Source organism: Amphritea sp. (assembly GCF_050300915.1).
Taxonomy (GTDB): Bacteria; Pseudomonadota; Gammaproteobacteria; order Pseudomonadales; family Balneatricaceae; genus Amphritea.
In genome coordinates, this window is record NZ_JBNKYN010000007.1 from 1 (window position 1) to 23,019 (window position 23,019).

The 23,019-nt window shown below is 50.9% G+C and carries 22 protein-coding genes; 9 read left to right on the forward strand and 13 right to left on the reverse strand.

Annotated features, from left to right (window positions below; translation table 11 throughout):
* Positions 1-179 precede the first annotated feature (179 nt).
* The 6 genes from ACQY8X_RS03075 to ACQY8X_RS03100 all read right to left on the reverse strand — a co-directional run bounded on the left by ACQY8X_RS03075 (position 180) and on the right by ACQY8X_RS03100 (position 8,397).
* Positions 180-710, reverse strand: a complete 531-nt coding sequence (locus ACQY8X_RS03075) for an REP-associated tyrosine transposase (RefSeq protein WP_428033672.1) — start codon at positions 708-710, stop codon at positions 180-182.
* Between the two features lie 313 nt (positions 711-1,023).
* Positions 1,024-1,578 carry a hypothetical protein gene (locus ACQY8X_RS03080; protein WP_428033673.1) on the reverse strand — a complete coding sequence of 185 codons (555 nt, stop codon included), beginning with the start codon at positions 1,576-1,578 and terminating at the stop codon, positions 1,024-1,026.
* A gap of 38 nt (positions 1,579-1,616) precedes the next feature.
* Positions 1,617-4,748 carry an efflux RND transporter permease subunit gene (locus ACQY8X_RS03085; protein ID WP_428033674.1) on the reverse strand — a complete coding sequence of 1,044 codons (3,132 nt, stop codon included), beginning with the start codon at positions 4,746-4,748 and terminating at the stop codon, positions 1,617-1,619.
* Complete coding sequence (locus ACQY8X_RS03090; RefSeq protein ID WP_428033675.1) at positions 4,745-6,298, reverse strand: efflux RND transporter periplasmic adaptor subunit; 1,554 nt, start codon at positions 6,296-6,298, stop codon at positions 4,745-4,747. Before ACQY8X_RS03090 ends, ACQY8X_RS03085 begins: the two co-directional genes overlap by 4 nt.
* A complete protein-coding gene (locus tag ACQY8X_RS03095; RefSeq protein WP_428033676.1) occupies positions 6,291-7,643 on the reverse strand; it encodes a TolC family protein in 1,353 nt (450 codons plus the stop codon). Before ACQY8X_RS03095 ends, ACQY8X_RS03090 begins: the two co-directional genes overlap by 8 nt.
* Positions 7,644-7,899: 256 nt before the next feature.
* On the reverse strand, positions 7,900-8,397 hold the full coding sequence (locus ACQY8X_RS03100) for a hypothetical protein (protein WP_428033677.1): 498 nt from the start codon (positions 8,395-8,397) through the stop codon (positions 7,900-7,902).
* Between the two features lie 294 nt (positions 8,398-8,691).
* Between ACQY8X_RS03100 and ACQY8X_RS03105 the strand changes: the two genes are divergently transcribed.
* From ACQY8X_RS03105 to ACQY8X_RS03145, 9 genes are all read left to right on the forward strand, one after another.
* Positions 8,692-9,204 (forward strand): DUF2937 family protein, encoded by a 513-nt coding sequence (locus ACQY8X_RS03105; RefSeq protein WP_428033678.1) that lies wholly within the window; start codon positions 8,692-8,694, stop codon positions 9,202-9,204.
* An 11-nt stretch (positions 9,205-9,215) separates the two neighbouring features.
* Positions 9,216-9,602, forward strand: coding sequence for a VOC family protein (locus ACQY8X_RS03110; RefSeq protein ID WP_428033679.1), 387 nt, complete (start codon positions 9,216-9,218; stop codon positions 9,600-9,602).
* Positions 9,603-9,812: 210 nt separating this feature from the next.
* Entirely contained in the window at positions 9,813-10,310 is a 498-nt protein-coding gene (locus tag ACQY8X_RS03115) for a molybdopterin-dependent oxidoreductase (RefSeq protein WP_428033680.1), read from the forward strand.
* On the forward strand, positions 10,310-12,253 hold the full coding sequence (locus ACQY8X_RS03120; protein WP_428033681.1) for a putative bifunctional diguanylate cyclase/phosphodiesterase: 1,944 nt from the start codon (positions 10,310-10,312) through the stop codon (positions 12,251-12,253). The genes ACQY8X_RS03115 and ACQY8X_RS03120 overlap by 1 nt, the downstream gene beginning before the upstream one ends.
* Before the next feature lie 165 nt (positions 12,254-12,418).
* Positions 12,419-13,426 (forward strand): MsnO8 family LLM class oxidoreductase, encoded by a 1,008-nt coding sequence (locus tag ACQY8X_RS03125; protein ID WP_428033682.1) that lies wholly within the window; start codon positions 12,419-12,421, stop codon positions 13,424-13,426.
* A 757-nt stretch (positions 13,427-14,183) separates the two neighbouring features.
* Positions 14,184-15,014: an AraC family ligand binding domain-containing protein gene (locus ACQY8X_RS03130; RefSeq protein WP_428033683.1), complete on the forward strand. Its 831-nt coding sequence runs from the start codon at positions 14,184-14,186 to the stop codon at positions 15,012-15,014.
* Between the two features lie 63 nt (positions 15,015-15,077).
* A complete protein-coding gene (locus tag ACQY8X_RS03135) occupies positions 15,078-15,698 on the forward strand; it encodes a LysE family translocator (RefSeq protein ID WP_428033684.1) in 621 nt (206 codons plus the stop codon).
* A gap of 477 nt (positions 15,699-16,175) precedes the next feature.
* Entirely contained in the window at positions 16,176-17,054 is an 879-nt protein-coding gene (locus ACQY8X_RS03140; protein WP_428033685.1) for a DUF2167 domain-containing protein, read from the forward strand.
* Positions 17,055-17,130: 76 nt separating this feature from the next.
* The gene (locus ACQY8X_RS03145; protein ID WP_428033686.1) at positions 17,131-17,787 is read left to right on the forward strand and encodes a Bax inhibitor-1 family protein; all 657 of its coding nucleotides are present in this window, start codon (positions 17,131-17,133) and stop codon (positions 17,785-17,787) included.
* A gap of 269 nt (positions 17,788-18,056) precedes the next feature.
* Here the strand turns inward: ACQY8X_RS03145 and ACQY8X_RS03150 are convergent, their stop codons facing one another.
* From ACQY8X_RS03150 to cysE, 7 genes are all read right to left on the reverse strand, one after another.
* The gene (locus tag ACQY8X_RS03150) at positions 18,057-18,413 is read right to left on the reverse strand and encodes a DUF3135 domain-containing protein (protein ID WP_428033687.1); all 357 of its coding nucleotides are present in this window, start codon (positions 18,411-18,413) and stop codon (positions 18,057-18,059) included.
* Positions 18,414-18,678: 265 nt separating this feature from the next.
* Complete coding sequence (clpX, locus tag ACQY8X_RS03155) at positions 18,679-19,971, reverse strand: ATP-dependent Clp protease ATP-binding subunit ClpX (protein WP_428033688.1); 1,293 nt, start codon at positions 19,969-19,971, stop codon at positions 18,679-18,681.
* Positions 19,968-20,846: a nitrogen fixation protein NifM gene (gene nifM / locus ACQY8X_RS03160; protein WP_428033689.1), complete on the reverse strand. Its 879-nt coding sequence runs from the start codon at positions 20,844-20,846 to the stop codon at positions 19,968-19,970. The genes clpX and nifM overlap by 4 nt, the downstream gene beginning before the upstream one ends.
* Positions 20,839-21,342 carry a nitrogen fixation protein NifZ gene (locus ACQY8X_RS03165; RefSeq protein ID WP_428033690.1) on the reverse strand — a complete coding sequence of 168 codons (504 nt, stop codon included), beginning with the start codon at positions 21,340-21,342 and terminating at the stop codon, positions 20,839-20,841. Before ACQY8X_RS03165 ends, nifM begins: the two co-directional genes overlap by 8 nt.
* A 6-nt stretch (positions 21,343-21,348) precedes the next feature.
* Positions 21,349-21,675 carry a nitrogenase-stabilizing/protective protein NifW gene (gene nifW, locus ACQY8X_RS03170; RefSeq protein WP_428033691.1) on the reverse strand — a complete coding sequence of 109 codons (327 nt, stop codon included), beginning with the start codon at positions 21,673-21,675 and terminating at the stop codon, positions 21,349-21,351.
* 9 nt (positions 21,676-21,684) lie between these two features.
* Positions 21,685-22,209 carry a hypothetical protein gene (locus ACQY8X_RS03175; protein ID WP_428033692.1) on the reverse strand — a complete coding sequence of 175 codons (525 nt, stop codon included), beginning with the start codon at positions 22,207-22,209 and terminating at the stop codon, positions 21,685-21,687.
* A gap of 2 nt (positions 22,210-22,211) precedes the next feature.
* Positions 22,212-23,015 carry a serine O-acetyltransferase gene (gene cysE, locus ACQY8X_RS03180; protein ID WP_428033693.1) on the reverse strand — a complete coding sequence of 268 codons (804 nt, stop codon included), beginning with the start codon at positions 23,013-23,015 and terminating at the stop codon, positions 22,212-22,214.
* Positions 23,016-23,019: the final 4 nt, after the last annotated feature.

The following is a 23,019-nucleotide window of genomic DNA, read 5'->3' on the forward strand; positions in this document are numbered from 1 at the left end:
GGAGTACCTGGTCAGCTGCTCCGAACTCTCAGCAGATGTTAGCTATGGAACAGTCGGACGCCCTGAAAGACGCTATCAGAAAAATGGCTAGAACGTCGGTTGGGGTGAGGCACACACCCCAACAACTCTTTGAAAAGCCAACTCTACGACCCAATAACGTCGAAAACACCTGAAAATCCCTACTCACCAAACCCTTCCGCCGAAAGGTCTGTTACCCCATCACCCCAATCAATGGGTAATGCCCCTCGCGCAACATAACGGTGAAAACTGGAATATTGCCAGTCAATACATCGCTGAACTAAACCATGCTTAACCGGATTAAAGTGAATGTAATCCACATGCCTGCGAAAATCATTTTCATCACGGATAAGATGCTCCCAATAGCGCCGCTGCCAGATCCCCCTCTCGCCCTTCGATATACGGCTCTTAGAGATCAATTCGTCCTTAGCCAAACCTCGGGAAAAATTCGCTTTAATCAGCCCCCAACGGGTAGAAAAATCGGAGTCTCCTTCAGGCAGGGACCAGATAGCATGCAGATGTTCCGGTAGCACCACCAGCGCATCAATGTGAAAAGGATGACGTAATTTAACCTGTCGAAAGGATTCACGCAGCAGATCGATATGGCTAACGAGCAAATCCTTATCACGATCATAGAGATTCACCGTAAAAAAATAACAACCCCCTGGTTGCAAAGCCCGCCGGTAATACATGGTCACCTCCCTGTGCCATTCGATTAGATGTTGGGATTCGTGCCTCATCCCAACCTACAGGATAGACCATCAAACATCAGTGAATGAACAATAATGGTTACTTCACTGCGCTAATGGATGTTGGGATTCGTGCCTCATCCCAACCTACAGGATAGACCGATCAAACATCGGTGAATGAACAATAATGGTTACTTCACTGTGCTAATGGATGTTGGGATTCGTGCCTCATCCCAACCTACAATATTCGGCTGGTAGGTTGGGGTGAGGAACGAACCCCAACACGGCTTCGCTTCCCCCTCCCGACCATTAAACGTTATTTTGAATAATACAAACCGCCAAAATGTTTCTTACCATCCGGGGTTTTGAACAGCACCATCAGTTGGTGTTTACCACTCTCTTTAAGGTCATAACCCGCCATCTGCCACTCACCCATCGCCATCAGCGGTTTACTCTCCTCGGTTCCATCAGGATAGATCACTTTAGAGTTTATCTGTGCGCCACTGACGACAGCACCCTGCTGCTCCACTTTTATCATCAGGTTGTGTGAGCCACCATGGCTCATCCCCTCTTCAGCAGCCATCACATGGAAGCTGACCGTATAACCGTCGATATCCTTTTGCTCCAGGAACATCTTATTGTCAGACATCCCCTGAGACATCGTATCGTGGTTCATTTCGCCGGACATCTCTTGGGACATCGTCTCCTGCGACATACCGCTCTGGCTCATATCACCATGCTGCATTGCGCTATGACCCATGCCGCCCTGTTGCGTTGCAGTGTTACCTGCAGCGCTGACACCTGCGCTGAATCCGCTACTTAGCATCACTGCACTCAGGCTACTGACTAGGATAAGTTTATTAAATGTCATATTGTTTTCTCCGTTCGTTAAATTACTGAATTAAATTTTTAATGTTCCAGAGCGGCGATAGATCGCCGCCGCCAGAGGAAATACACCGCCGGTAATACCAGCAACGTCAGCACTACCGCACTGACCATACCGCCCACCATCGGCGCGGCGATCCGGCTCATCACCTCTGAGCCGGTACCACTGCCGTAAAGAATCGGTAATAAACCGACGATAATCGCCGCAGCGGTCATCATTACCGGGCGCACCCGCAACCCGGCACCTTGCAATACGGCATGTCGCAGAGTCTCTTCCCGTGGAATCAGGCCCTGTTTTTCGCAGCGATCCAGCATCTGCTGATACGCCTGATTCAGATACACCAGCATAATGACGCCGATCTCTACCGCGACCCCGGCCAGGGCGATAAACCCGACACCCACCGCAACCGAGAAATTGAAGCCCTGCAGGTACATCAGCCAGACACTGCCAACCATCGCCAGTGGCAAAGTACCCATGATGATGCTGACCTCAATAAAGTTGCGAAAGTTAAGGAACAGCAGAATCACAATGATCGAGAGTGTCAGCGGAACCACGTAGGCCAGCTTCTCCTTCGCCCGTTGCATATACTCATACTGACCTGCCCAACTGACCGAATAACCGGCGGGCAGTTGCAGCTGATCAGCCACGACCTGCTGCGCATGTTCAACATAACTACCGATATCCATGCCCTCAATATCGATAAAGGTCCAGCCGTTAAGGCGCGCATTTTCACTCTTAATGCCTGGAGGCCCGTCTTCGATATAGATCTCAGCCACATCACCCAGCGGAATGCGCTGTCCCATGGGCGTAACAATCGGCAGCAACGCCAGCTGCTCCGGTGAGTCACGATAATCCTGTGGATAACGGACATTGATCGGATAACGTTCCAGCCCTTCGATGGTTTGCGATACATTCATCCCGCCGATAGCGGATGCAACGACCTGTTGAATATCGGCGATATTGAGGCCATAACGGGCGGCACTCTGTCGCTGGATATCCACCTTGATATAACGACCACCCGCTACCCGTTCGGAATACACGGAAGCGGTACCCGGCACATCGTTGAGAATGGTTTCCAGTTGCTGGCCGATCTGCTGAATCACTTTCAGATCCGGTCCGGCGACCTTAATCCCTACCGGGGTTTTAATACCGGTTGCCAGCATATCGATACGGGTTTTGATCGGCATCACCCAGGCGTTGGTTAGCCCCGGCACTTTTACCAGGTTATCGAGTTCTTTACGCAGATCATCGGTGCTCAGACCTTCGCGCCACTGATCCCGGGGTTTTAACTGAATAAAGGTTTCAATCATGGTCAGCGGCGCAGGATCGGTGGCAGTATCGGCCCGCCCGACTTTGCCAAACACCGTTTCGACTTCGGGTATCGTCTTTATCAGCTTATCCGTCTGTTGCAGTAACTGACGCGCCTGACCAATCGATATGCCCGGATAGGTGGTGGGCATATACATCAGATCGCCCTCGTCCAACGGTGGCATAAACTCGCTGCCCAACTTATCCAATGGCCACAATCCGACGAGAAAGACCAGCAAAGCAAAGGCTAATGTCAGCTTGGGGAAGGACAACACTTTACGCAGGGTCGGCATATAGAGTGCAGTGAGAACGCGGTTTACCGGGTTCTTATGCTCCGCCAACACCTTGCCACGGATAAAATACCCCATCAGCACCGGCACCAGCGTAATCGCCAGTGCCGCTGAGGCTGCCATTGCGTAGGTTTTGGTAAAGGCCAGCGGCGCAAACATCCGCCCTTCCTGTGCTTCCAGGGTAAATACCGGCACAAAACTCACGGTGATAATCAGCAGACTGAAAAACAGTGCAGGCCCTACTTCACTGGCGGATTCAGCGACAATCTGCCAACGATTTTCATTCGTCAGTGGGGTACGTTCCATATGCTTATGCATATTCTCGATCATCACGATGGCGCCATCGATCATCGCGCCAATCGCAATCGCAATGCCCCCCAGAGACATAATATTGGCGTTGATTCCCTGAGCGTTCATGATAATAAACGCGGTCAGAATTCCGACCGGCAGACTGACGATAGCCACCAGTGACGAGCGCACATGGAACAGAAACACAATGCACACCAGGGCAACGACGATGAACTCCTCCAGCAACTTATGCCAAAGGTTCTCAACCGCACGATCGATCAGGCCGGAGCGGTCATACACCGTCACCAGCTCAACCCCCTCCGGCAGCCCTTTTTTCAACGTTTCCAACCGGGCTTTAACACCATCAATGGTTTTCTGCGCGTTTTCCCCAAAGCGCATCACCACCACGCCACCGACCACTTCGCCCTCACCATTAAGTTCAGACACACCACGGCGCATCTGTGGCCCGGTGCCGATCTCTGCAACATCCTGTAACAGCACCGGGGTACCGTTCTTATTCACCCCCAGCGGTATATTCCGCAGATCATCCTCGCCCTGAATATAGCCGGTGGCACGCACCATATATTCCGCTTCAGCCATCTCTACAACCGAGGCACCCACTTCCTGATTGGCCTGACGGATCGCGTTCTGAATATGTGAAAGCGGCATATTAAACGCCCGCAGTTTTTCCGGATTCACCCGCACCTGATACTGCTTCACCATCCCGCCAATCGGTGCTACTTCAGACACCCCCGGCACCGTTTGTAGCTCATACTTGAGGAACCAGTCCTGCAGACTGCGCAGCTGACTGATGTCATGCTTACCGGTTTTGTCCACCAGCGCGTATAGATATACCCAGCCAACACCGGTCGCATCCGGCCCCAGTTGTGGCCGGGCATTTGCCGGTAACGAGGGAGCCACCTGACTCAGATATTCCAGCACCCGGCTGCGAGCCCAGTACATATCAGTGTCTTCGTTGAAGATGACATAGACATAGGAGTCACCAAAAAATGAATAACCGCGCACCGTTACCGCGCCGGGCACCGATAACATTGCCGTGGTCAGCGGATAGGTCACCTGATCCTCAACCACCTGCGGCGCCTGGCCCGGATAACTGGTTTTAATAATCACCTGAACATCGGACAGGTCCGGAATAGCATCAACCGGAGTATTCTTCAGGGAGAACAAACCTCCTCCCACCAAAATCACCGTGGCCAGCAAAACAAAAAAACGATTGCCGACCGACCAGCGAATAATCGACTCAATCATAAAACAGCCCTCGCAGTGGTGGACTGCAACCGGTTGAACAACGCGATAGGCTCAGCGGCCAAAGGCATTACCTGGCCCTGCTTAAGCGTTTCCTGATTCGGACTCATGCCATCATGGTCCTGGCTTTCCGGCTTCTGACTTTCTGGCATCTGGCCTTGAGAATCACGGTTAACCCCCTCTTTCATATCGCTCTGCGGGGTTTCCAGACTGTTACTATCCAGAGCCATACTGTCCAGACTCAGACTATCCATACTCATGCTATCCATGCTCATGCCGTCCATGCTCATAGCAGCTGAGTCAGCCTCCATCGGCTGATCAATATGCATGCGCATAAAGTCAGACGTTTTGCTCGACTCGGAATCCAGAAGAAACTGCGCCGAAGTAACCACCGCTTCACCGGCCTTCAGCCCAGCTAATATCTCTACCTGTTTGCCGTCACTCCGGCCGGTATTGACGGTGACCGATTTGAAGCGACCGTCGCCCAGCGCCAGCACTACCCGATTGGCTTCAGCCCCGCGGATCACCGACTCTTTAGGCACCGTTAGCGAGGCTTGTGTGTCCTGCTTATGGATAATCACTTCAGCAAACATATTCGGTTTGAGCTGACGGTCCTGATTGTTAAAGCGCATGCGCACTTTCAGCGTCCGGGTTCCGGCGTCCAGTGCGGGGTAGACATAATCAACCACCCCCTCGCGTGCTGCTCCCGGTAGAAAATCCAGTTTTATGGAGACCGGCAGCCCCGCAGTAATCAGACTTGCCTGCCGCTCAAACACTTCAGCTTCAACCCAGACTTCATCCAGTGCCCCAATCGACATCAGCGTCATTCCCGGCTTTACATAAACCCCCTGACGGATATTGAAGTTATCCACTACACCACTTTGTGGAGCGAAAAAGGTCACACTCTGGCTGGGTTTACCTGTTGTTTTCAGTTTATCCAGTGTTTGCTGGGGTACCTGAAGCGCCCGCAAACGGGTTTCCGCGCCCCGAATCAGATCTCGGTTACCCCGTGCCAGGGCAAACAGATACTCCTCCTGCGCATTAACCAGCGCCGGGGCATAAAGGTCGTAAAGCGGCTCACCTTTCACCACCGGGTCGCCTTCCGCTTTGATATAGATCTTTTCAACCCAGCCCTCAACCCTGGGGTGAACATGGATGATTTCGTCCTGGTTATAATCCACATAACCCACGGTACGCACATCGAACTGCATCTGAGTCATCGCCGATACTGCAGTTCTTACTCCGAGATTGTTAACCACCTCAGGGGACACTTTGATGGTTCCGGGACCTTCATCCGCAGCAGAACCGGCCTCCTTGTAAACCGGCACAAGATCCATCCCCATCGGCGACTTACCCGGCTTATCCCGGCGATAATTTGGGTCCATCGGCGCTACCCAGTAAAGTGGCTGATCGCTGGCGGGTGCAGACGTTTCAGACACTGTAGCGGTTGCTCCCATTGAGAAAGTGTCGGTTTTTACGACTGCAGCAAGACCTGCAGCCCCTACCACAACGCCCAGTAAAACTAATCCAAATCCCTTAACGATATTACTCATGGGTCACTCCTGGCTGGCTAAGCGTGAAACTGTCGGTCGCTGATTCAGTGGTCGTAAGCAGATAGTTCAGCTGAGCAATCTGCTGCAGCCGCGCCACCGTTATGTCGAGGTAATCGATTCGGGTGTTAAGTTCAGCGATACGTGCGCGCACCACTTCAATAAAACTACCGTTATCAGACTCATAGGCATTTAAGGCCGCATCCGCCTGCTGCTTCACCTGCGGCAGAAGTTTGTCATCAAAGATCTGCTGGCGCTGTTGCAGACGACTCAACTGCGCCCGGGCGGAGTTAAATGAAGCGATCATCTGTCTGAGCATCAGACTGCGTTCGGTACGGATCTTTTCCTGACTGGCGATTGCCGCTTCGACTTCTTTGTCCTGACTGACGGTTGAAAACAGCGGCATAGTGACGCTGACACCGGCACTGAACAGGTCAGCCCGGTCACGCCCCATCGCATCTTCACCGCGATAACCATAACTGGCACTCACCCCCCACTCCGGTTTGTATTTCTGTTTCGCCAGCTGCACAGCGGTGGCTGCTGCGGCGATACTCTGATCCACAATCTGAATCGAAGGATGGCCGGTCAGATGGCTGGCCAGCGTGGTATGACTTAGCGCCTGAGGTTGCAAGCCATCCGGGTAATCGCTGCTATAATCGATGCGCAGCAGCGGCAGTTCAGTCGCATAGTGAAATCCAGTCATTGGCATAGACGCGTCACTCAAGGCAGGCAGCAACCACTCCAACAGTTTTTGTTCAGCCATATCCTGCTTCTGCAACAACAGCGTCAGCCGGTCTTCGATACGGGATTGCTCCAGCTGCGCCTTAATCAGATCCTGCTGTCCTGTTCCCCTCAGTCCGGAGGAGTAACTGGCCTGGGAAATATCCACCAGTTGATCAAATAGCTTTCTGTCCCGCTGAATCAGTTGCACTGACTGTTTAGCCTGATAAGCCTCCAGCCATAGCTGAGTTATTGTCAGCCTCAACTTTGCCTGGCGCTCCTGACGCATCAGCGGTTGGCTGGCACTCTGTAAGGTCAGTTGCTCGCGCTTCAGACGCCGACTATCGCCCCGGGGATACATTTGCGACACACCGACCAACAGTTGTGTCATCGCCTCCTGTTCAAAATCAAAGGTATCCGTTGGCAGGTTTGCCAGTGCCAGAGAAAACTTAGGGTCTGGTAGCTGATACGCGGACTCTGCCAGCGCCTCTGTCGCCCGCTGCTGATAGCGACTGCCCAACAACCAGGGATCATTTTGCAGCGCAAGGGTGACCGCTTGATCCAGGGTTAATAGGTCATTTTCTGCCTCGGCCAGGGCAACTGAAGCAACCGTAGCGTTGAGCAGCACAGCCGCTATCAAGCGGTACAGGGTTGCTCTGATATAGAGTTTTGAAGACCTAAGTTTTGAAGGCCTAAGTTTTGAAGACCTAAGCCTTAAAAACCTAAGCCTTGAAGGTCTGAGTATTAAAAAAGTAAGTACTGGTGACATAGATACACCCACTGGAATCAGACTCATCCATGATGATGTCTGAAACATTCTGAAAACCTGGGAGATCTATTCTGTTCTCCCGCTGAAAAAAAGACCGGCTTAGCGGCTTATGTTCTCAACGGAATATGGGAGGACGGTACAGGGAGAGACTGTTCTGAGGTAATAGCAGATGACTAACGGAAAAAGAAACCGTTAAAGAGGGCTCTATATCCAGAATATAGTGCGACAGCCCACAGCCAACCGAGCTGACGCAATGGGACTGGGCACAACTGGATTGAGCACAATCGGCATGGTTATCACAGTGATGCCTGCTTTCAACGCTATCATCGCAGTGAGACATGCTCTGTGAACTCTGATCACAACAACCACTGCCAACATCAGCGCCAACCGATGCAGACAGGGTGTGCTGGGTAAGGTGCGAAAGATGGATTGTATTAAGCCGAGTGTCTGTCGACCTCTGCTTCGGAACGTGAGCGACGTCATGGGCTGCATGAGCCATAACTGACTCAGGCGCAGAACCGCTTTGACTCATCTGCATAGCGAAGGCAGCATTGAACAGCTGCGCGGTTATCACCGCCAGCATAGACAATACCAACACAAGCTTTTTCGCCACTGTGTGCATCTGCTACCTTGTTAAAAAATATCCGCTTTTTTATTAACAGGCCCGCCAATACACCGGCCACCCATTAACAGCTGATGAGTATTCTATAGAGGTTTTCTGAAACTAACCTGAATAAATAACTCCGGAAATTTAACCATACCGACAGCGAATAGCAAGGACTACCGCCTGGCGCTTCCTCCTCTGCCCGCCTCAGTCTCTCCCTATCTGTTTAAAAAGCTTCGTTTTTACATCGATCTCTGGTGCGGTATATTAATTAACATACAACACCTCCTCAGGAATACTCCCTTGATTGGAAGACTATTAGACAAGCTGATTTTTGGTGTGACTCTGCTACTGGCTCTGCAGATACCGCAACTGGCCGATCATTATCAGCAGTATCTGGCAGGCATGTACGAATCAACAGAGTGGCAGGTTGAGAGCTACGAAGCCACTGCAAAACGGTTTGGCTATGCCGATATCCGCTCGATGATTAAACAGCATCAGCAAAACAGCGAACCCAGTGTCAGAGCAGATGCCCAGCAAAAACTGGCAACGCTGGAACTCTACGATGAATTACAACAGGGCATAGCAGTTTTTGCCAACGGCGACCTGTTGTCTAAATCACTCTATATGTTTAACCCCGCCCGCTATCACTTGCTGGAAAAAACTCTGGATAACTTTAAGCCGGGTATACCGCTGACAACCGAGGGGATGCTTTTCGGCGTTATCACCGGACTGTTGCTCAATCTTATGCTGACACAACCCTGCGTCTTCCTGGCACGGCGACTAAGACGCAGACAACCGCGCCAAATAATTTAAAAGGATTCCGTATGCAGGTAGAACAGCTAGATCATCTGGTGCTTACCGTGACAGATATTCAAACAACGGTTGATTTTTATACCTCGGTGATGGGGATGGAAAAAGTCGTTTTTGGTGAAGGTCGCATCGCCTTAAGCTTTGGTCAGCAAAAGATAAATTTGCATCAACAGGGTAACGAATTCGAACCTAAAGCGGCCCATGTGCAACCGGGTAGTGCCGACCTCTGTTTTATTATCCACCAGCCCATCGCACAGGCAATCGAGCATCTTCAGCGCTGTAATGTTGCCGTCATCGAAGGTCCGGTGTTACGCACAGGAGCGACGGGGAAAATTTTATCCGCCTATTTCAGAGACCCCGATGGCAACCTGATTGAGGTTGCCAACTCGATAGACCGCTAAATAAACCTAAAATACACAAAATGGGTAATCCAGCCTCAACCGGTCCCTGACTTATTCTGCGGCGGCCTGTAAATTACAGCCATATAAACAAGTTATGGAAAACTCCGCGTCAGCGACTGAGACATGAGAGTGATTGATCAGCGCTACTCTTTGCAATAATAAGTAAACCAGAGATCAGCGCTTGCTGATTCTTTGTATGAAGGGTTCCCCATGACGAAGTGGATTATTGTTCTACTGGCCTGCTTTACAATGTCGTTCAGCCTGGCCGGCTCCCTGCCTCAACCCGAGGGGCCGGTAATACTCACCATCAGCGGTAATATTCAGAATACTCAGGACGGCCAGACCGCCCGACTGGATCTGGCTCAACTGCAGCAATTGAAGAGTGATACCTTTACCCTGCAAACCCGCTGGTCAGATAGCGTTAAAAGCTATCACGGTCCACTCCTGTCGGCGGTTTTAAACTATGTTGGCGCTGCAGGGAAACAGATCCGATTAACCGCCCTGAATGACTATAGCGTTGAGATTGAGCTGGATTATGTCGACCAGTTCGAACCGATCCTGGCCTGGAGTGAAGATGGCCAGCAGCTCTCTATACGCAACAAAGGGCCGCTGTGGTTAATCTTGCCACACCATAAATTCCCGGAGCTGCTTGGCGAAATTCATACCGGAAGGATGATCTGGCAGCTGTCGCAGATTGAGATTTACTGATGAGTGAGAGTCTGGAGACTATCCGCAGAAAATATCATCAGAAACGTGCTTTGCTGATTACCCTGATATTAATCTTTTTTATCAGTGCCGCAGTCAGTCTGTTCCAGTTGCGCCAGTCAATTACAATCATCAACGAACACTACGGCACCAGTGTATTCTCTATGTTTCAGCTGAAAATGGAACTGCGCCGCTTTGATGATGCCCTGACACTCTATCAGGCAGCCCCGAACGCCGGGCACCTGCGTCAACTGCAATCACGTTATGAGATACTCTGGAGCCGCTTTCCCGTGTTAATAGAGGGGGATGATGGCGCACAGATACGCATTATAGAAACGGCTGAAAGCACCTTAAACCAGGCCTTCAATACAGTTAAATCGCTTGAGCATGATGTGTTTAACAAGTTACCTGTCGACCCTGACTATAGCGTCCAGATACAGCAGACACTGGCGCCCCAGTTTAGCGCTATTGATACCCTTTCAATGCAAGACTATTACCGCACCAACGCTATCTTTAACCGCAGTGACAGCCACATACTCAGATTGCAACAGCAACTCATTCTACTGATGTTTGGCCTGATCATTACCGGTAGCCTGTTATTAGTCATGATTATTCGGGAGAGCAGACTTAACCGTTATCAGGCAGAACACGATAGTCTTACAGATATCCCCAACCGGGCTTTCCTGAAAAGAGAGATCACCCGCTACAACGATAAAACACAGCCTTTCGCCCTGCATCTGCTTGATCTGAATGGCTTCAAGGAAATCAATGATACGCTGGGCCACCATGTGGGTGACGCCCTGTTACAAGCGGTATCCAGACGTCTGGTTGACGAGATTGATAAATGCTACGCCTCGGTCACCTGTCGCCTGGGCGGTGATGAATTCGCCATTATCCAGACAACCATTGGCAGAAAACAGAGCCTGAACACTGTTACCGATAAAATCATCAGTCTGTTTGATAGGCCGTTTGTGATCGACCAGCACAGCTGTTTTATTGGCGTCAGTATCGGCAGTGTCACCTATCCAGAACATGGGAACGATGCCAGCACTTTGCTGACCCGGGCAGATATCGCCATGTATACGGCCAAAGAGAGGGCTCCAGAGTCAAAACAGATGCTGTTTGACTTTGATATGGATATTCAGATCAACCGGCGACAACAATTACAGCGGGATCTGCGGGAGGCAATTGATGCGGAAAAACTGCAGCTGGTGTACCAGCCAATAGTGTCATTTGAAACGCAATGTGTTGCCTCACTGGAAGCGTTACTGCGCTGGAATCACGAAACCTTTGGCGCTATCCCGCCACTGGAAATTATTGAGATAGCCGAAAAATACTCACTGGCAAACCAACTCGGCTGCTGGGTTATAAACCAGACATGTTCCCAGATAGCTCAATGGCAGGCCTCGGGCTTTAAGCCGCTACCCGTAGCCGTGAATATATCGCCGTCAATGCATCAGCTTGATCTCGCCAGCATTATTAACCAGGCACTGACCGACCACGACCTGCCCAAAGGGCTGATCAGGATAGAGGTCACAGAAGATACCAGTATGCGTATCCTCAAAGAGACCCAGAATATGCTGCCGGAACTCGCCCGTCAGAACATCAGTATCGCTCTGGATGATTTTGGAACCGGCTTGTCATCACTCAGCCACCTGCAGCAGCTTCCGATCAAAACGCTTAAAATAGACCGTTGCTTTATCAGCAAGATCACCGAAGACCACACCAGCAGCCTGCTGGTCAAAAACATTATCTGCATCGGTCATGACCTGGGTATGCGGGTTGTTGCCGAGGGGATCGAAAACACAGCTGCGGCCAGACTGCTCACCGATTACCAGTGCGACTATGGCCAGGGCTATCTGTTTAGCAAGCCCTTAGCCCCCCACCTTATTCCTGAGTGCTGCAACAGACTTGCGACAGAATATTTTACAGAAATGGCGACCTGAGATATAAACAGTTACGCACTTATCATGAGCCGATCGCAGACGTAGCCGGTCAGTACTGCCCGTGTCGGGGTCGCTCTCTTAAAGGTGCGGTTATCAGGAAGCGCGCCTTAACATTGATCTCTCCCGGCAAAATAATTAACATATTAATAATTACAGGAGATTCTAATGAGTATAAAACTGTCCGTTGTTGATCAGTCCCCCGTCCACGGTTCCCATGCCGCTATTGACGCCCCACATCTGACCATAGAACTGGCACAGCTGTGTGACGCACTGGGCTACTACCGCTACTGGGTTGCTGAACATCACGACAGTATCCACTTTGCCAATCCCTGTCCGGAGATCATGGCCACGGCGATTGCCAGTGTCACCAAAAACATCCGCGTCGGCAGTGGTGGCGTCATGCTCAGCCATTACAGCCCATTAAAAGTAGCTGAGTGTTTTAAAATGCTGGCCACCCTCTTCCCCGACCGCATCGACCTGGGTATTGGCCGCGCTCCCGGCGGCACCGGTCTCACCTCTCAGGCACTGGCTTTCCCCCATCAGCCTCATCATGGCGATCTGTATGCACAACAGGCCCAGCTGCTGAAAGGGTTTATCGAAGGCAATCTGCCGCAAAATAACGCGTTTAGCCAGATAAACGTGATGCCCGACAACAGCCCGCAACCAGAACTATGGATGCTGGGTTCCAGCGGCGGCAGCGCGGGATTAGCCGGTTATCTGGGGTATAATATTGCCCTGGCTCGCTTTATCGACCCGGACAACTGCCACCCGTCAATCTTCACCGAATATCTGGAACAGTGGAAACAGGCAGAGCACCCAGGCACCCCCACCAGAATGCTGGCCATCGCCTGCATCTGTGCCGATACCGAAGAGGAAGCAAAGCTGCGGGCGGGTACAGCGGTGTATCGCAAACTGGCCGCTCAACTGGGGATGCGCGAAGCTTTTCTCACCCCGGCCGAGGTTCAGGATCGTTATAACGCCTTCCCGGCAGCCCACCAGGCCGAATATGATCACATCCTCAACGGCTACACTGTTGGCACACCGGAGCAATGTGCCGAAGAGATCACCCAACTGGCTAGCGCCTTTAACTGTAACGAGGTCGCCACCGTCGCGGTCACCCATAGTCAGGCAGACCGAATCGATAGTTATACGCAGCTGATCAAAGGCTTTTAGTTATGCTTGCAGCCCAAAAAACCAATGGCGACAAAACAGACTAAAACAGCGTTAATGTGCTTGTAAAATCCCGCACCCCAGCATCTTTTATTGGCTTTGAGCACATGAACCATGCGTATTGATATTCAAAAGAGCCTATACCCGCCAGTTGGTCCGCTCGCCCCGGATATCAGATCCGCATCAGTCAGACTAATCTATTCCTGTCTCTCGTTGCAGGTAGTTGGATCGTGCTGCCACCAGGCCACTGAAAGTGGCTCTGGAACCACTGACGATCATATGTGTGAACTCCGGTTTTGGCCCTCTGTCCATGGATTTTTATGACCATTACCCAAAATGGGTAATGGTTGCCAGTATTCGCTTGTTAACAGACCGCGCTTTTGTCACTATTCGCAACGTTAGTCGGGCTGAACAAAGTCCGCTTTGTGAACTCCGTCATCGTCCCCCCGGCTGTGTAGGATCTCTTTTCGTTGTGCCCGACTGACATTACCTCACAAAAACGCTAGACGTCACTACGTGACTTGCTAGTGGTTAGACGCGACTGCGTCGCTTGCTAGAAAAATCCTCAACCTAGCTCGTGGTTCGAACGCCGGTTCCCGGCTTGCTTGTTACTTGTTCAGCGAATATTCAAAAGTTGCCTCAACCGCAGAACATCATTTTCTTGCCGTAAATGCGCAATTTCATCCAAGTAAAATACTCGGCTATATCCTAGAATGACGCTTAGTCAGTAACGTCTAAATCCTGCAGACGGTGAGTGAAGATGAAGTTCGAAAACCAGTTCCAGTTTGTCAAAAGCCAGCACCTTGATCAGGTGACAGCATTACAGGCGACTATGCATGATTTCTCCTATGGCAAACACGCCCATGAGGAGTATTCATTTGGCGTAACGCAGGCAGGCCGACAGGACTTTTTCTCCAACGGTGAGTTTCATAAAAGCCACCCGGGTAACATTATTGTATTCAATCCGGGGCAGTTTCATGATGGTCACTCGGGTGATGACAACGCCCTACAGTACCGGATGATCTATATTCACCCCCACCAGTTAGAACCGATGCTGGGCAGCGCCGGGGTTAAACAGTGCCAGGATTATCAGATTAAAGACACCCTGTTGGATGACCCCCAGTTACGACACTATATTCTCAATATAGCCGCCCATATTGAGAATAATGCCAACGATAAATTGCAGTTAGAGAATCTGTTGTATCAGATGGCAGAACGAATTGCCCGACGACATGGAGACCTGCTGCCAGCGCGTCAATCGAACAAAAATGACACTCTGCTATTAAAGGCACAACACTATATTCATGAGAATATTGGCACAGATATCACCCTCGATGAGATCAGCAGTCAGGTCAGCCTGTCGAAATATCATTTCATCCGCATGTTTCGGCAGCAGTTTGGCATTACGCCTCACCAGTACATTCTGAACTGCCGGATAAACCGCGTCAGGCAGGCTTTAGAGGCAGGTTGCGTGCTGGAAGATATCGTGTTTGACTTTGGCTTCAGTGATCTGAGCCATCTTAACAGGCGCTTTAAGCCGGTGTTTGGTATGACCCCGCGTCAATATCAGAAGCACTTTCTGATCTCTTAGACAGAGATAGCGGATCTCCCCGCAACATTAACTCCAGCCACTTAACTTTTCAGGATAGCCATCATGGTTGAGATCCTCCTGTATGCCTTTGGCGTTATGTACACCCCCGGTCCGGCAAACCTGCTCAGTCTGAATGCAGGTATCAACGGTGAAATCAGAAATACTCTGCGCTTCTGTATGGGCGTCGCGTGCGCCATGCTGATACTGTTTCTGCTTTTTGGTTATACCGGTGCCTGGCTGATCACACCTGACTCTCAGCTTGTCATTGGTCTGCTGGGGAGTGGTTATATCGCCTATCTGGCCTATAAAATCGCCCGAAGTAGTCAACATATCAGCGACGAGATCAGCGCTGATAAGGTTCAGCCCGGCACCAGAAGAGCCGGATTCCGTTCAGGCCTCATGCTGCAGTTACTCAATCCTAAAGCCTTTATCGCCATCTTACCTATCGTCACCATACAGTTTCCAGCCGCGCATATTTCCGGTATAGCTATTTTTTTCTGGTCATTACTGCTGGCGGGGTTAGCCTTTGGCGCACCGGGCAGCTACCTGTTTATGGGAGTACGACTGAGTAAACTGATCAGCCAGCCCCGCTATTTCCGCTGGCTCAACAACGCGATGGCGCTGCTACTACTCTATGTCGCCATAGAGCTCGCGTTAACCCAGCTGGCAGGCGTCGCAGTTTAAAAAGCAGCCGCTGGACGTCACTTCGTGACTTGCTAGTGGTTAGACGCGACTGCGGCATTTGTTAGGAGAAACGTTAGAGCAGCTCGTGGTGCGAACGCCGGTTCCCGGCTTGCTCGGAAAGCCTTCTTAACAGCCAGCGTAATGGAGCAGGTTTCTGTGCTATTAAGCATAGTGTGGGGCCAATAAATTACTCTGACCCTTTGATTCAGAAAATCCCAGACTGGGTAATATCCACTTTTTTGTTATTGAGATTGACGGCAGTTTTTGACACTATCAAACCTTATGGAAACCCGTGGCAACGCCACACAACTGATCACATGGTTTACCTATTTTCAGTGGACGAGAATGTAGTAGCTATCTCTTAGCTCTTTCTGAATGACAACATCAGAAACGGTTCCCGTTAAGGGCCAATGGATCTTTCACCACACTGATTGAATGACCTGTCTGTCAGATCATCTTGCCGTTACGACAGTAGCGATGACTGACAGCAGAGTAAATCAGGATAATAACCATCGTAAGGACACAAAAATGCGTTATTTATTAGCACTGACTATGCTGCTTTTCTCAACCCTGCTGCTTGCTGATTCTGACCAGGATCTGGAAAACTATTTTACTAACATTGAATCCGAAATAGTTTACGGCCCTGGTACTGTTCTTATTGAGGACGCTGCCACATTTCAGCTTGCATATGGCCAGGCCTTTCTTAACAAAAAACATATAGAAGATATCTCCCGTCTTCTGGGAACCGAGCCTGAAAAGAACGTCGCTGGCTGGATAATACCGGGGACGCCCGACGAGACAAGCACCGAGAGCGGCTGGGACGTCATTAAAGTCGAATATGCAGATAGTGGGCATATATCAGACGATGTTGACTGGGACTATGATCGCATCATGAAATATCTTACAGACGACCAGTCAGAACGGGGAAATGAAGTGCTGGGCTGGGTTGAAAAACCCAACTACTCGCAAGCCAGCCACAATCTCAGCTGGTCTTTCAACATCAATACATTTGAAGATGAAAACTACGATGTATACCAAAATATAGTCTTGGGTCGCTCCGACATCATGGGGTTCTCAATTATTGCACCTTCGATCAATCGCAGTAACAATCTGGTCATGATTCACACCCTGTTAGATTCCGCCAGCTTTAACCCACACCATCAGTATGACGATTACCAGGCAGGTATCGATAAGGACTCTACCCTGGGATTAGCCGCTTTAGTCGGCGGTGTCGCAGCGAAGAAGCTGGGGCTATTTGCAGTCATCCTCGCGCTCCTTGCCAAATTCGGCAAATTTATCGCACTGGCTATTGGCGGCCTCGCAGTGCTGCTAAAACTTAAAAAGAAGAATACCTGAGTTGGCAGTACAATCTCCCAACCTTGTCTATGCCACAAAGTGACACTGCACCCTATAAATCAATCGAGGTAAAAACATGGAAGTCGATGTATTTGACAGAAGAGACACCACCGACACAATTATCAGCGCTACAGCCTACAATCTGACCATCGGTTTAACCCTGTGCTGGGGCTTTGCTATTAACTGGCTGATGGTAAACAACATTGACCCGGTAACAATATCCAAAATCAATCCCATCATATTCTTTATCGGTTATTTTGCCTCATGCCTCTTTGGCATCTATCTGTTCAAGAACTCCAGCAACCCTCTGGTCAGCTTTATCGGCTATAACTTTGTTGTGGTGCCCTTCGGACTGATTATCAATGTCGTGGTCAGCCGTTATGATTCAGCGATTGTCTCCGAAGCGATCAGACTCACCGGCCTGGTGACCATCGGCATGATGTGCTTAGGCTCACTGTTCCCTGCATTTTTTAAAAAGATCGTCGGCGCACTCACCATCGCCCTGTTACTGGTCATAGTAGTCGAACTCGTTGAGGCGTTTATTTTTGGAATACACCACGGCATTATCGACTGGATCGTCGTACTGATCTTCTGCGGCTACATCGGTTATGACTGGGGCCGTGCTAATCAAATTCCCAAAACGATGGACAATGCCATCGACAGCGCCGCAGCCCTGTACATGGATATCATCAACCTGTTCCTGCGGATTCTGCGGATACTGGGGAGGAAGTAAGAGCAGCAGCCAGACGTCACTGCGTGACTTGCTAGTGGTTAGACGCGACTGCGTCGCTTGTTAGGAAAAGCAGCGGCGTAGCTCGTAGTTCGGACGATAAGAGCCGCGGCTCGTCGCTCGCAAAGCCTGCTTAACAGCAGGAGTAATAAAATCGGCTTCTGTGCAATTAAGAAACTCTGCCGCAATCAATGACTCTGACCTGATGAATCCGATTGTGGATTGCTCTTGATTGTGACGCCTTGCATGCAACCCCGTTAAGATGTTCGGTTCTATTTACCTCTGGCCGCACGGTTAATCGATATTATCTCCCCTCTGGGGCTCAACCCGGTTGATGCCGGCTTGCCTGGAGGGGAGATATTCTCCCTTATTGCTGCCTGATGAAGTCGCAGCAGCTCGTCCTGCATCATTGAGGATATGCGAATGCAAGCGGCTAAATGAGTTTTAGATCGGTATCTGACTGCATCAATACGAAACTGCAGCTGCTTTAAAGATAGCTGTTGGCTTGAATCTGCCTGAACAATAAGCTGATAGATACAGAAACGTAAAAAACGCTCCAGCACCTGCGGTTTATTCACGGCAAGAGAGACCAGACGATCAAAATCCAGTGGTTTATACTGACGACTCATACGCCTCCCCTGTTACAACACTTTAACTACAGTATGGCAGCCCTCTGCAGCAATGTGTTCCGAATGGGAAAACTATGAAAATTCTTCATCCATCGTGCCAGCGAAGTAGCATTTTGGCCCCGTCACTGACTGGGCTAAAGTAAGCTATTACTGGCCTTTAAGGAGAAGATAATCCCCTATTGCCAGTCGCAGAAAACCGAGATCCGGGACAGCCTTCTGACTGTCCCACTTTTCCGAGTCACAGACAGCGAGCCACGGCTTTTAGTTAACCATCCGCAGCTTCAGCAGTAGAAAACGTCTCTTCAGAAGGGTCCAGCAGAACCTCTCTGACGATCAGTTCGCTGGCATCATCAACCCCTTCACGGTCAACAATCACCTGTTTCAGTTGCGGATTCGATGGCATCTCGTACATGCTTTTACGCAGCACCGATTCCATAATTGAACGCAGCCCCCGGGCACCACTGCCACGGGCACAGGCCAGTTCCGCTATCCGTGTCAGAGCATCATCGGTGAACACCAGATCAACCCCCTGATAGGAATACAGCTGTCGATACTGTTTCTGTAGCGAGTTTTTCGGCTCGGTCAACACCCGCACCAGCGCTTCGGCATCCAGCTCATGGAGGAAGGTGACCACCGGGAAACGCCCGACAAATTCAGGGATCAGACCAAATTTCTGCAGATCTTCCGGTTTCAGTTCAGCCAGCAGTTCATCATGGGTGTGCTCTTTGTCCGCCACAAATGCCGCCTGAAAGCCAATACCTACACCATCGGGGCGTAACCGCCCTTTAACATGCTCTTCCAGACCGGGGAACGCGCCACCCACGATAAACAGAATATTGGTGGTGTTGATCATCTCATCGCCGTTATCACCGCGACGACCACTTTTCGGCAGTTTGACATCATGGCCTTCGACCATTTTCAGCAGTGCCTGCTGCACACCTTCGCCGGAGACATCGCGGGTGGAGGCAGCGCCACCACTTTTATCCGCCAGTTTGTCCACCTCATCGATATACACGATACCCCACTGAGCCCGCTGCACATCGCCATCGGCAGCATCCACCAGGCGGCGCATAATGACATCAACATCTTCACCAACATAACCGGCCTGGGTCAGGGTGGTCGCATCGGCCACGACAAAGGGCACACCAATCACCCGGGCCAGGCTTTTTACCAACAGGGTTTTACCGGTGCCGGATGGGCCAACCATCAACACGTTGGATTTTTCCAGCTCGACGCCGCCATCAATATCGGTGATCGAATCGTTGCTGTTGAGGTTGAGCAGCCGCTGGTAATGGTTATAGATCGCAATGGAGAGAATCTCTTTGGCCCCCTCCTGATCGATCACATACTGGTCCAGATGCGCTTTGGTCTCTTTTGGCGTCATCAGCGATTCAGACAGGTCATGCTGTTGTGCTTTCTGTCCCCAGCTGCTGGAAACTTTATAGGCCAGTTCAACACAGGCAGAACAGATAAAGCCTTCATTACCGGATATCAGCGGCACTTCGGCAGACTGCTGAACACCACAAAAAGAACATTTGATTTTTTCTTTATCACTCATGAGTTCACCACCTGTGGCATCTCGGTCTGATGCGTAAGTTGTTCTTTAATCCACTGCCGCTGATAGATCGCTTGCTGTCGATCACGCAGTGATGCTTTGAGTTTGGGCATAACCTCTTCAAGCGGGACGGTGCGGGGCGGGCTAATCTCCGTGCAATACAGCAGATGATAGCCAATCGACGACTGCACCGGTTCGCTGATCTGCCCTGCTGGCAGCGTAAACAGCACCTCATCCAGTTCTGGATAGAGCTGCCCCCGTTCAACCTCGCCTATCTTGCCGCCATGCAGCGCGGTCGGACATTCGGAGTGTTTTTGCGCCTGCTCCTTAAAGCGCGAGCGTTTTTTAAACACCCGGTCACGAATTTCACAGATACGGGCAAACGCCTGATCCGCACTGTTTTCAGCATAATCATCATTGACCGTAATCAGAATATGGTGCGCCGTACGCCGCTCTTTGACCGCAAACCGGTCCGGATGAAAGTAGTAAAACAGCTCGGCTTCAGCATTGCTGACCTCAGGCACGCTGGCGGAAACCCGCTCAAGTGTGGCCTCGACCAGAAGGTCCCGGCGAATCCCCTCGCGAAGAAAATCCAGCGTCAGATCCGCCTGTTCAAGTGCATGGTCGAAGGCGATCTCGCTTTCATAGCGTGCCATAATCTCTTCTATCGATCTCTTCACCTGGCCTGCGGAGATAACCACCCCCTGGCTCATCTCAGAACTCAATACCGCCCGTTCGATCTCCAGCTGGTTGGCGATCAGCCCGGCTGCTTCTCTTTTCTGTTTTGCATCCAGCTGCTCAGGTGCGCACTCAAACTGACTCCACGACAGTTTGAACAGCGCATAAACCGCTTCGGTCTTAGCATCGGAATTAACCATAGTCTCCTCCTCGTGCCGCTTCGGTGGCTGCGTCAACAGAGTCATCGGCTTCCGTCCTTGCCGGTGCCGCTGCCAACGCACGTTCAGGAATACAGATACTGTGGCCGTTGATATAGAGGTTGTACTGAATATCACGCTGGTCATCCCGCAGAACGCCCTCAATCTCACCCTGATCACCTTTACTCGCAATCAGTTGCTCACCCATGCGCAGATCACAGAGAATCAACACCTTGTCCCTGAACTCAAAACGATTCTGAATCCATTCAGCATCGGCGGCAATTAACTCCTCTTCACGACAGCCGACGGTGCGCCCGGCCTCTAAAAAATGAACCCGGTAGATCAGTTGGTCCTGCAGGTATGTACCCACATCGTAAACGCAGCCCACTTCACCCCGGCGCATCAGCAGTTCACCCACCTCTGTTCCCGGATAGGTGCCATCATTACGTACATTTCGGATTAATCTGACTTCACTGCCGTATTCATATTTTGGCCGCATAAGGCATTACTCCAGAATCTGATCAAGCGGCACAAAGGTGGTTTGTGGGCCTTTCATATGGAACACCCGGAACACCTTTTCCGTCAGTGCATCGGAGTTGACAAAATCCTCATAGGCCTTTGTCAGATACTCTTTATACGCCGCTTTATAGCCGTCCATATCGGCGACCTGATCCACGTCGGGCAGATCTTTAAGGTAATCGTGGAAACGCTGCATAATGTGCAACCGGTTCACCTGCACCACACTCTTATCGAATTCAATGTCGAAATACTCAAGAAAATCTTCAGCTGAACTGAGTTCTTCCAGGTCATCCATAAATGTCATATCACTCATCGTCTCACCTCATGCACTCATTCGTTGATCTAGCGAATAGATCCCTTTCTGGTTGTAAGCCACTTCCAGTAGCGAGCGGGCGCCCAGGCGGTCAGGGCTATCCAGTTCAACCACTTTTTCCAGCCGGTCGATACCCTCTTCAAGCTCTCCCAGACGCAGGCACAGATAACCACTGCCTTTCAGCGCCAGCAGATAAAAACGCACCATGCCAAATGACTCAACCATACCGTAAGACAGATGCTGCAACGTCATCCGCCGCCAGCCCAGGTCAAAGCCAAACATCCGCCCGGAAACATCCAGCGCGTCCTCAGCAATGCCCAGCGCCTCGATATAACGATGCTGGTAGTAATAAAAGCGGTACAACGCCACCAGCACCATCAGGTTATCAGGAGCCATAAAGCGCGCTTTCATCAGAAAGGATTCAGCCCCGCCATTGCCATACGCCTCTGCGGCCTGATTCAGTAATGTCATCACCTCTGGCGCTAAAGGCGCTTCAAAATAAAGATCACCGTCTTCAAAACTATGCAGGTCCATAATCATTCTCCATGCGCATGCGCATATTTGTTGCCGTCAGGGCACTCGTTGTCACAAATATCGCTGTTCGGCCCACACTGACTGTAAAATTTAAACTGATAGCCGACCTCCAGCGCGCCCTGTTTTTCCAGTTGCGCTTCCAGCTTGTCTATCCGCTCCAGCATGCAGGCCATCGCCCGGCCGACAGGGTCGGGAATCATATGATGGTTAAGATTGATGCCGCCCGGCCCGGCGTTGACTTTCTGATCGGTGACCACCCGTCCCGGAATACCCACAACGGTGCCACCCTCGGGTACATTGCCGACAACCACAGAGTTCGCGCCTACCCTTGCATCTGCACCAACGATGATCGGACCCAGAATTTTTGCGCCAGCACCGATCAGCACCCGGTCTCCCAGGGTTGGATGCCGCTTACCTTTATTCCAGCTGGTGCCTCCCAGAGTGACGCCGTGATACAGGGTGACATCATCACCCAGTTCAGCGGTCTCACCGATAACAACACCGGCACCGTGATCAATAAACAGCCGGGCACCGACACGGGCACCGGGATGAATATCAACGTTGGTCAGCAGGCGCACCAGATACGCCAGTAAACGAGCACTGAAAAACCATTTAGCTTTCCATAACTTATGTGCAAGCCGATGCATCAGAACTGCATGAACGCCGGGATAAGTCAGCAGAATTTCAAAGTAGTTTCGTGCCGCAGGATCACGGTCGAAGACGCAGTTCACATCCTCTTTCCAGGTCGCCCAAAGCCCCTTAGGACTGCTGGTTATCATCGGAATAGCCTCCATTTTCATGTTCATCCGC

Bases quoted from the DNA above. Each gene is read 5' to 3' on its own strand.
- ACQY8X_RS03075 (WP_428033672.1), bottom strand. From the start codon at position 710: ATGTATTACCGGCGGGCTTTGCAACCAGGGGGTTGTTATTTTTTTACG.
- ACQY8X_RS03080 (WP_428033673.1), bottom strand. From the start codon at position 1,578: ATGACATTTAATAAACTTATCCTAGTCAGTAGCCTGAGTGCAGTGATG.
- ACQY8X_RS03085 (WP_428033674.1), bottom strand. From the start codon at position 4,748: ATGATTGAGTCGATTATTCGCTGGTCGGTCGGCAATCGTTTTTTTGTT.
- ACQY8X_RS03090 (WP_428033675.1), bottom strand. From the start codon at position 6,298: ATGAGTAATATCGTTAAGGGATTTGGATTAGTTTTACTGGGCGTTGTG.
- ACQY8X_RS03110 (WP_428033679.1), top strand. From the start codon at position 9,216: ATGCAGGTAGAACAGCTAGATCATCTGGTGCTTACCGTGACAGATATT.
- ACQY8X_RS03115 (WP_428033680.1), top strand. From the start codon at position 9,813: ATGACGAAGTGGATTATTGTTCTACTGGCCTGCTTTACAATGTCGTTC.
- ACQY8X_RS03120 (WP_428033681.1), top strand. From the start codon at position 10,310: ATGAGTGAGAGTCTGGAGACTATCCGCAGAAAATATCATCAGAAACGT.
- ACQY8X_RS03125 (WP_428033682.1), top strand. From the start codon at position 12,419: ATGAGTATAAAACTGTCCGTTGTTGATCAGTCCCCCGTCCACGGTTCC.
- ACQY8X_RS03130 (WP_428033683.1), top strand. From the start codon at position 14,184: ATGAAGTTCGAAAACCAGTTCCAGTTTGTCAAAAGCCAGCACCTTGAT.
- ACQY8X_RS03135 (WP_428033684.1), top strand. From the start codon at position 15,078: ATGGTTGAGATCCTCCTGTATGCCTTTGGCGTTATGTACACCCCCGGT.
- ACQY8X_RS03140 (WP_428033685.1), top strand. From the start codon at position 16,176: ATGACTGACAGCAGAGTAAATCAGGATAATAACCATCGTAAGGACACA.
- ACQY8X_RS03145 (WP_428033686.1), top strand. From the start codon at position 17,131: ATGGAAGTCGATGTATTTGACAGAAGAGACACCACCGACACAATTATC.
- ACQY8X_RS03150 (WP_428033687.1), bottom strand. From the start codon at position 18,413: ATGAGTCGTCAGTATAAACCACTGGATTTTGATCGTCTGGTCTCTCTT.
- clpX (WP_428033688.1), bottom strand. From the start codon at position 19,971: ATGAGTGATAAAGAAAAAATCAAATGTTCTTTTTGTGGTGTTCAGCAG.
- nifM (WP_428033689.1), bottom strand. From the start codon at position 20,846: ATGGTTAATTCCGATGCTAAGACCGAAGCGGTTTATGCGCTGTTCAAA.
- ACQY8X_RS03165 (WP_428033690.1), bottom strand. From the start codon at position 21,342: ATGCGGCCAAAATATGAATACGGCAGTGAAGTCAGATTAATCCGAAAT.
- nifW (WP_428033691.1), bottom strand. From the start codon at position 21,675: ATGAGTGATATGACATTTATGGATGACCTGGAAGAACTCAGTTCAGCT.
- ACQY8X_RS03175 (WP_428033692.1), bottom strand. From the start codon at position 22,209: ATGGACCTGCATAGTTTTGAAGACGGTGATCTTTATTTTGAAGCGCCT.
- cysE (WP_428033693.1), bottom strand. From the start codon at position 23,015: ATGAACATGAAAATGGAGGCTATTCCGATGATAACCAGCAGTCCTAAG.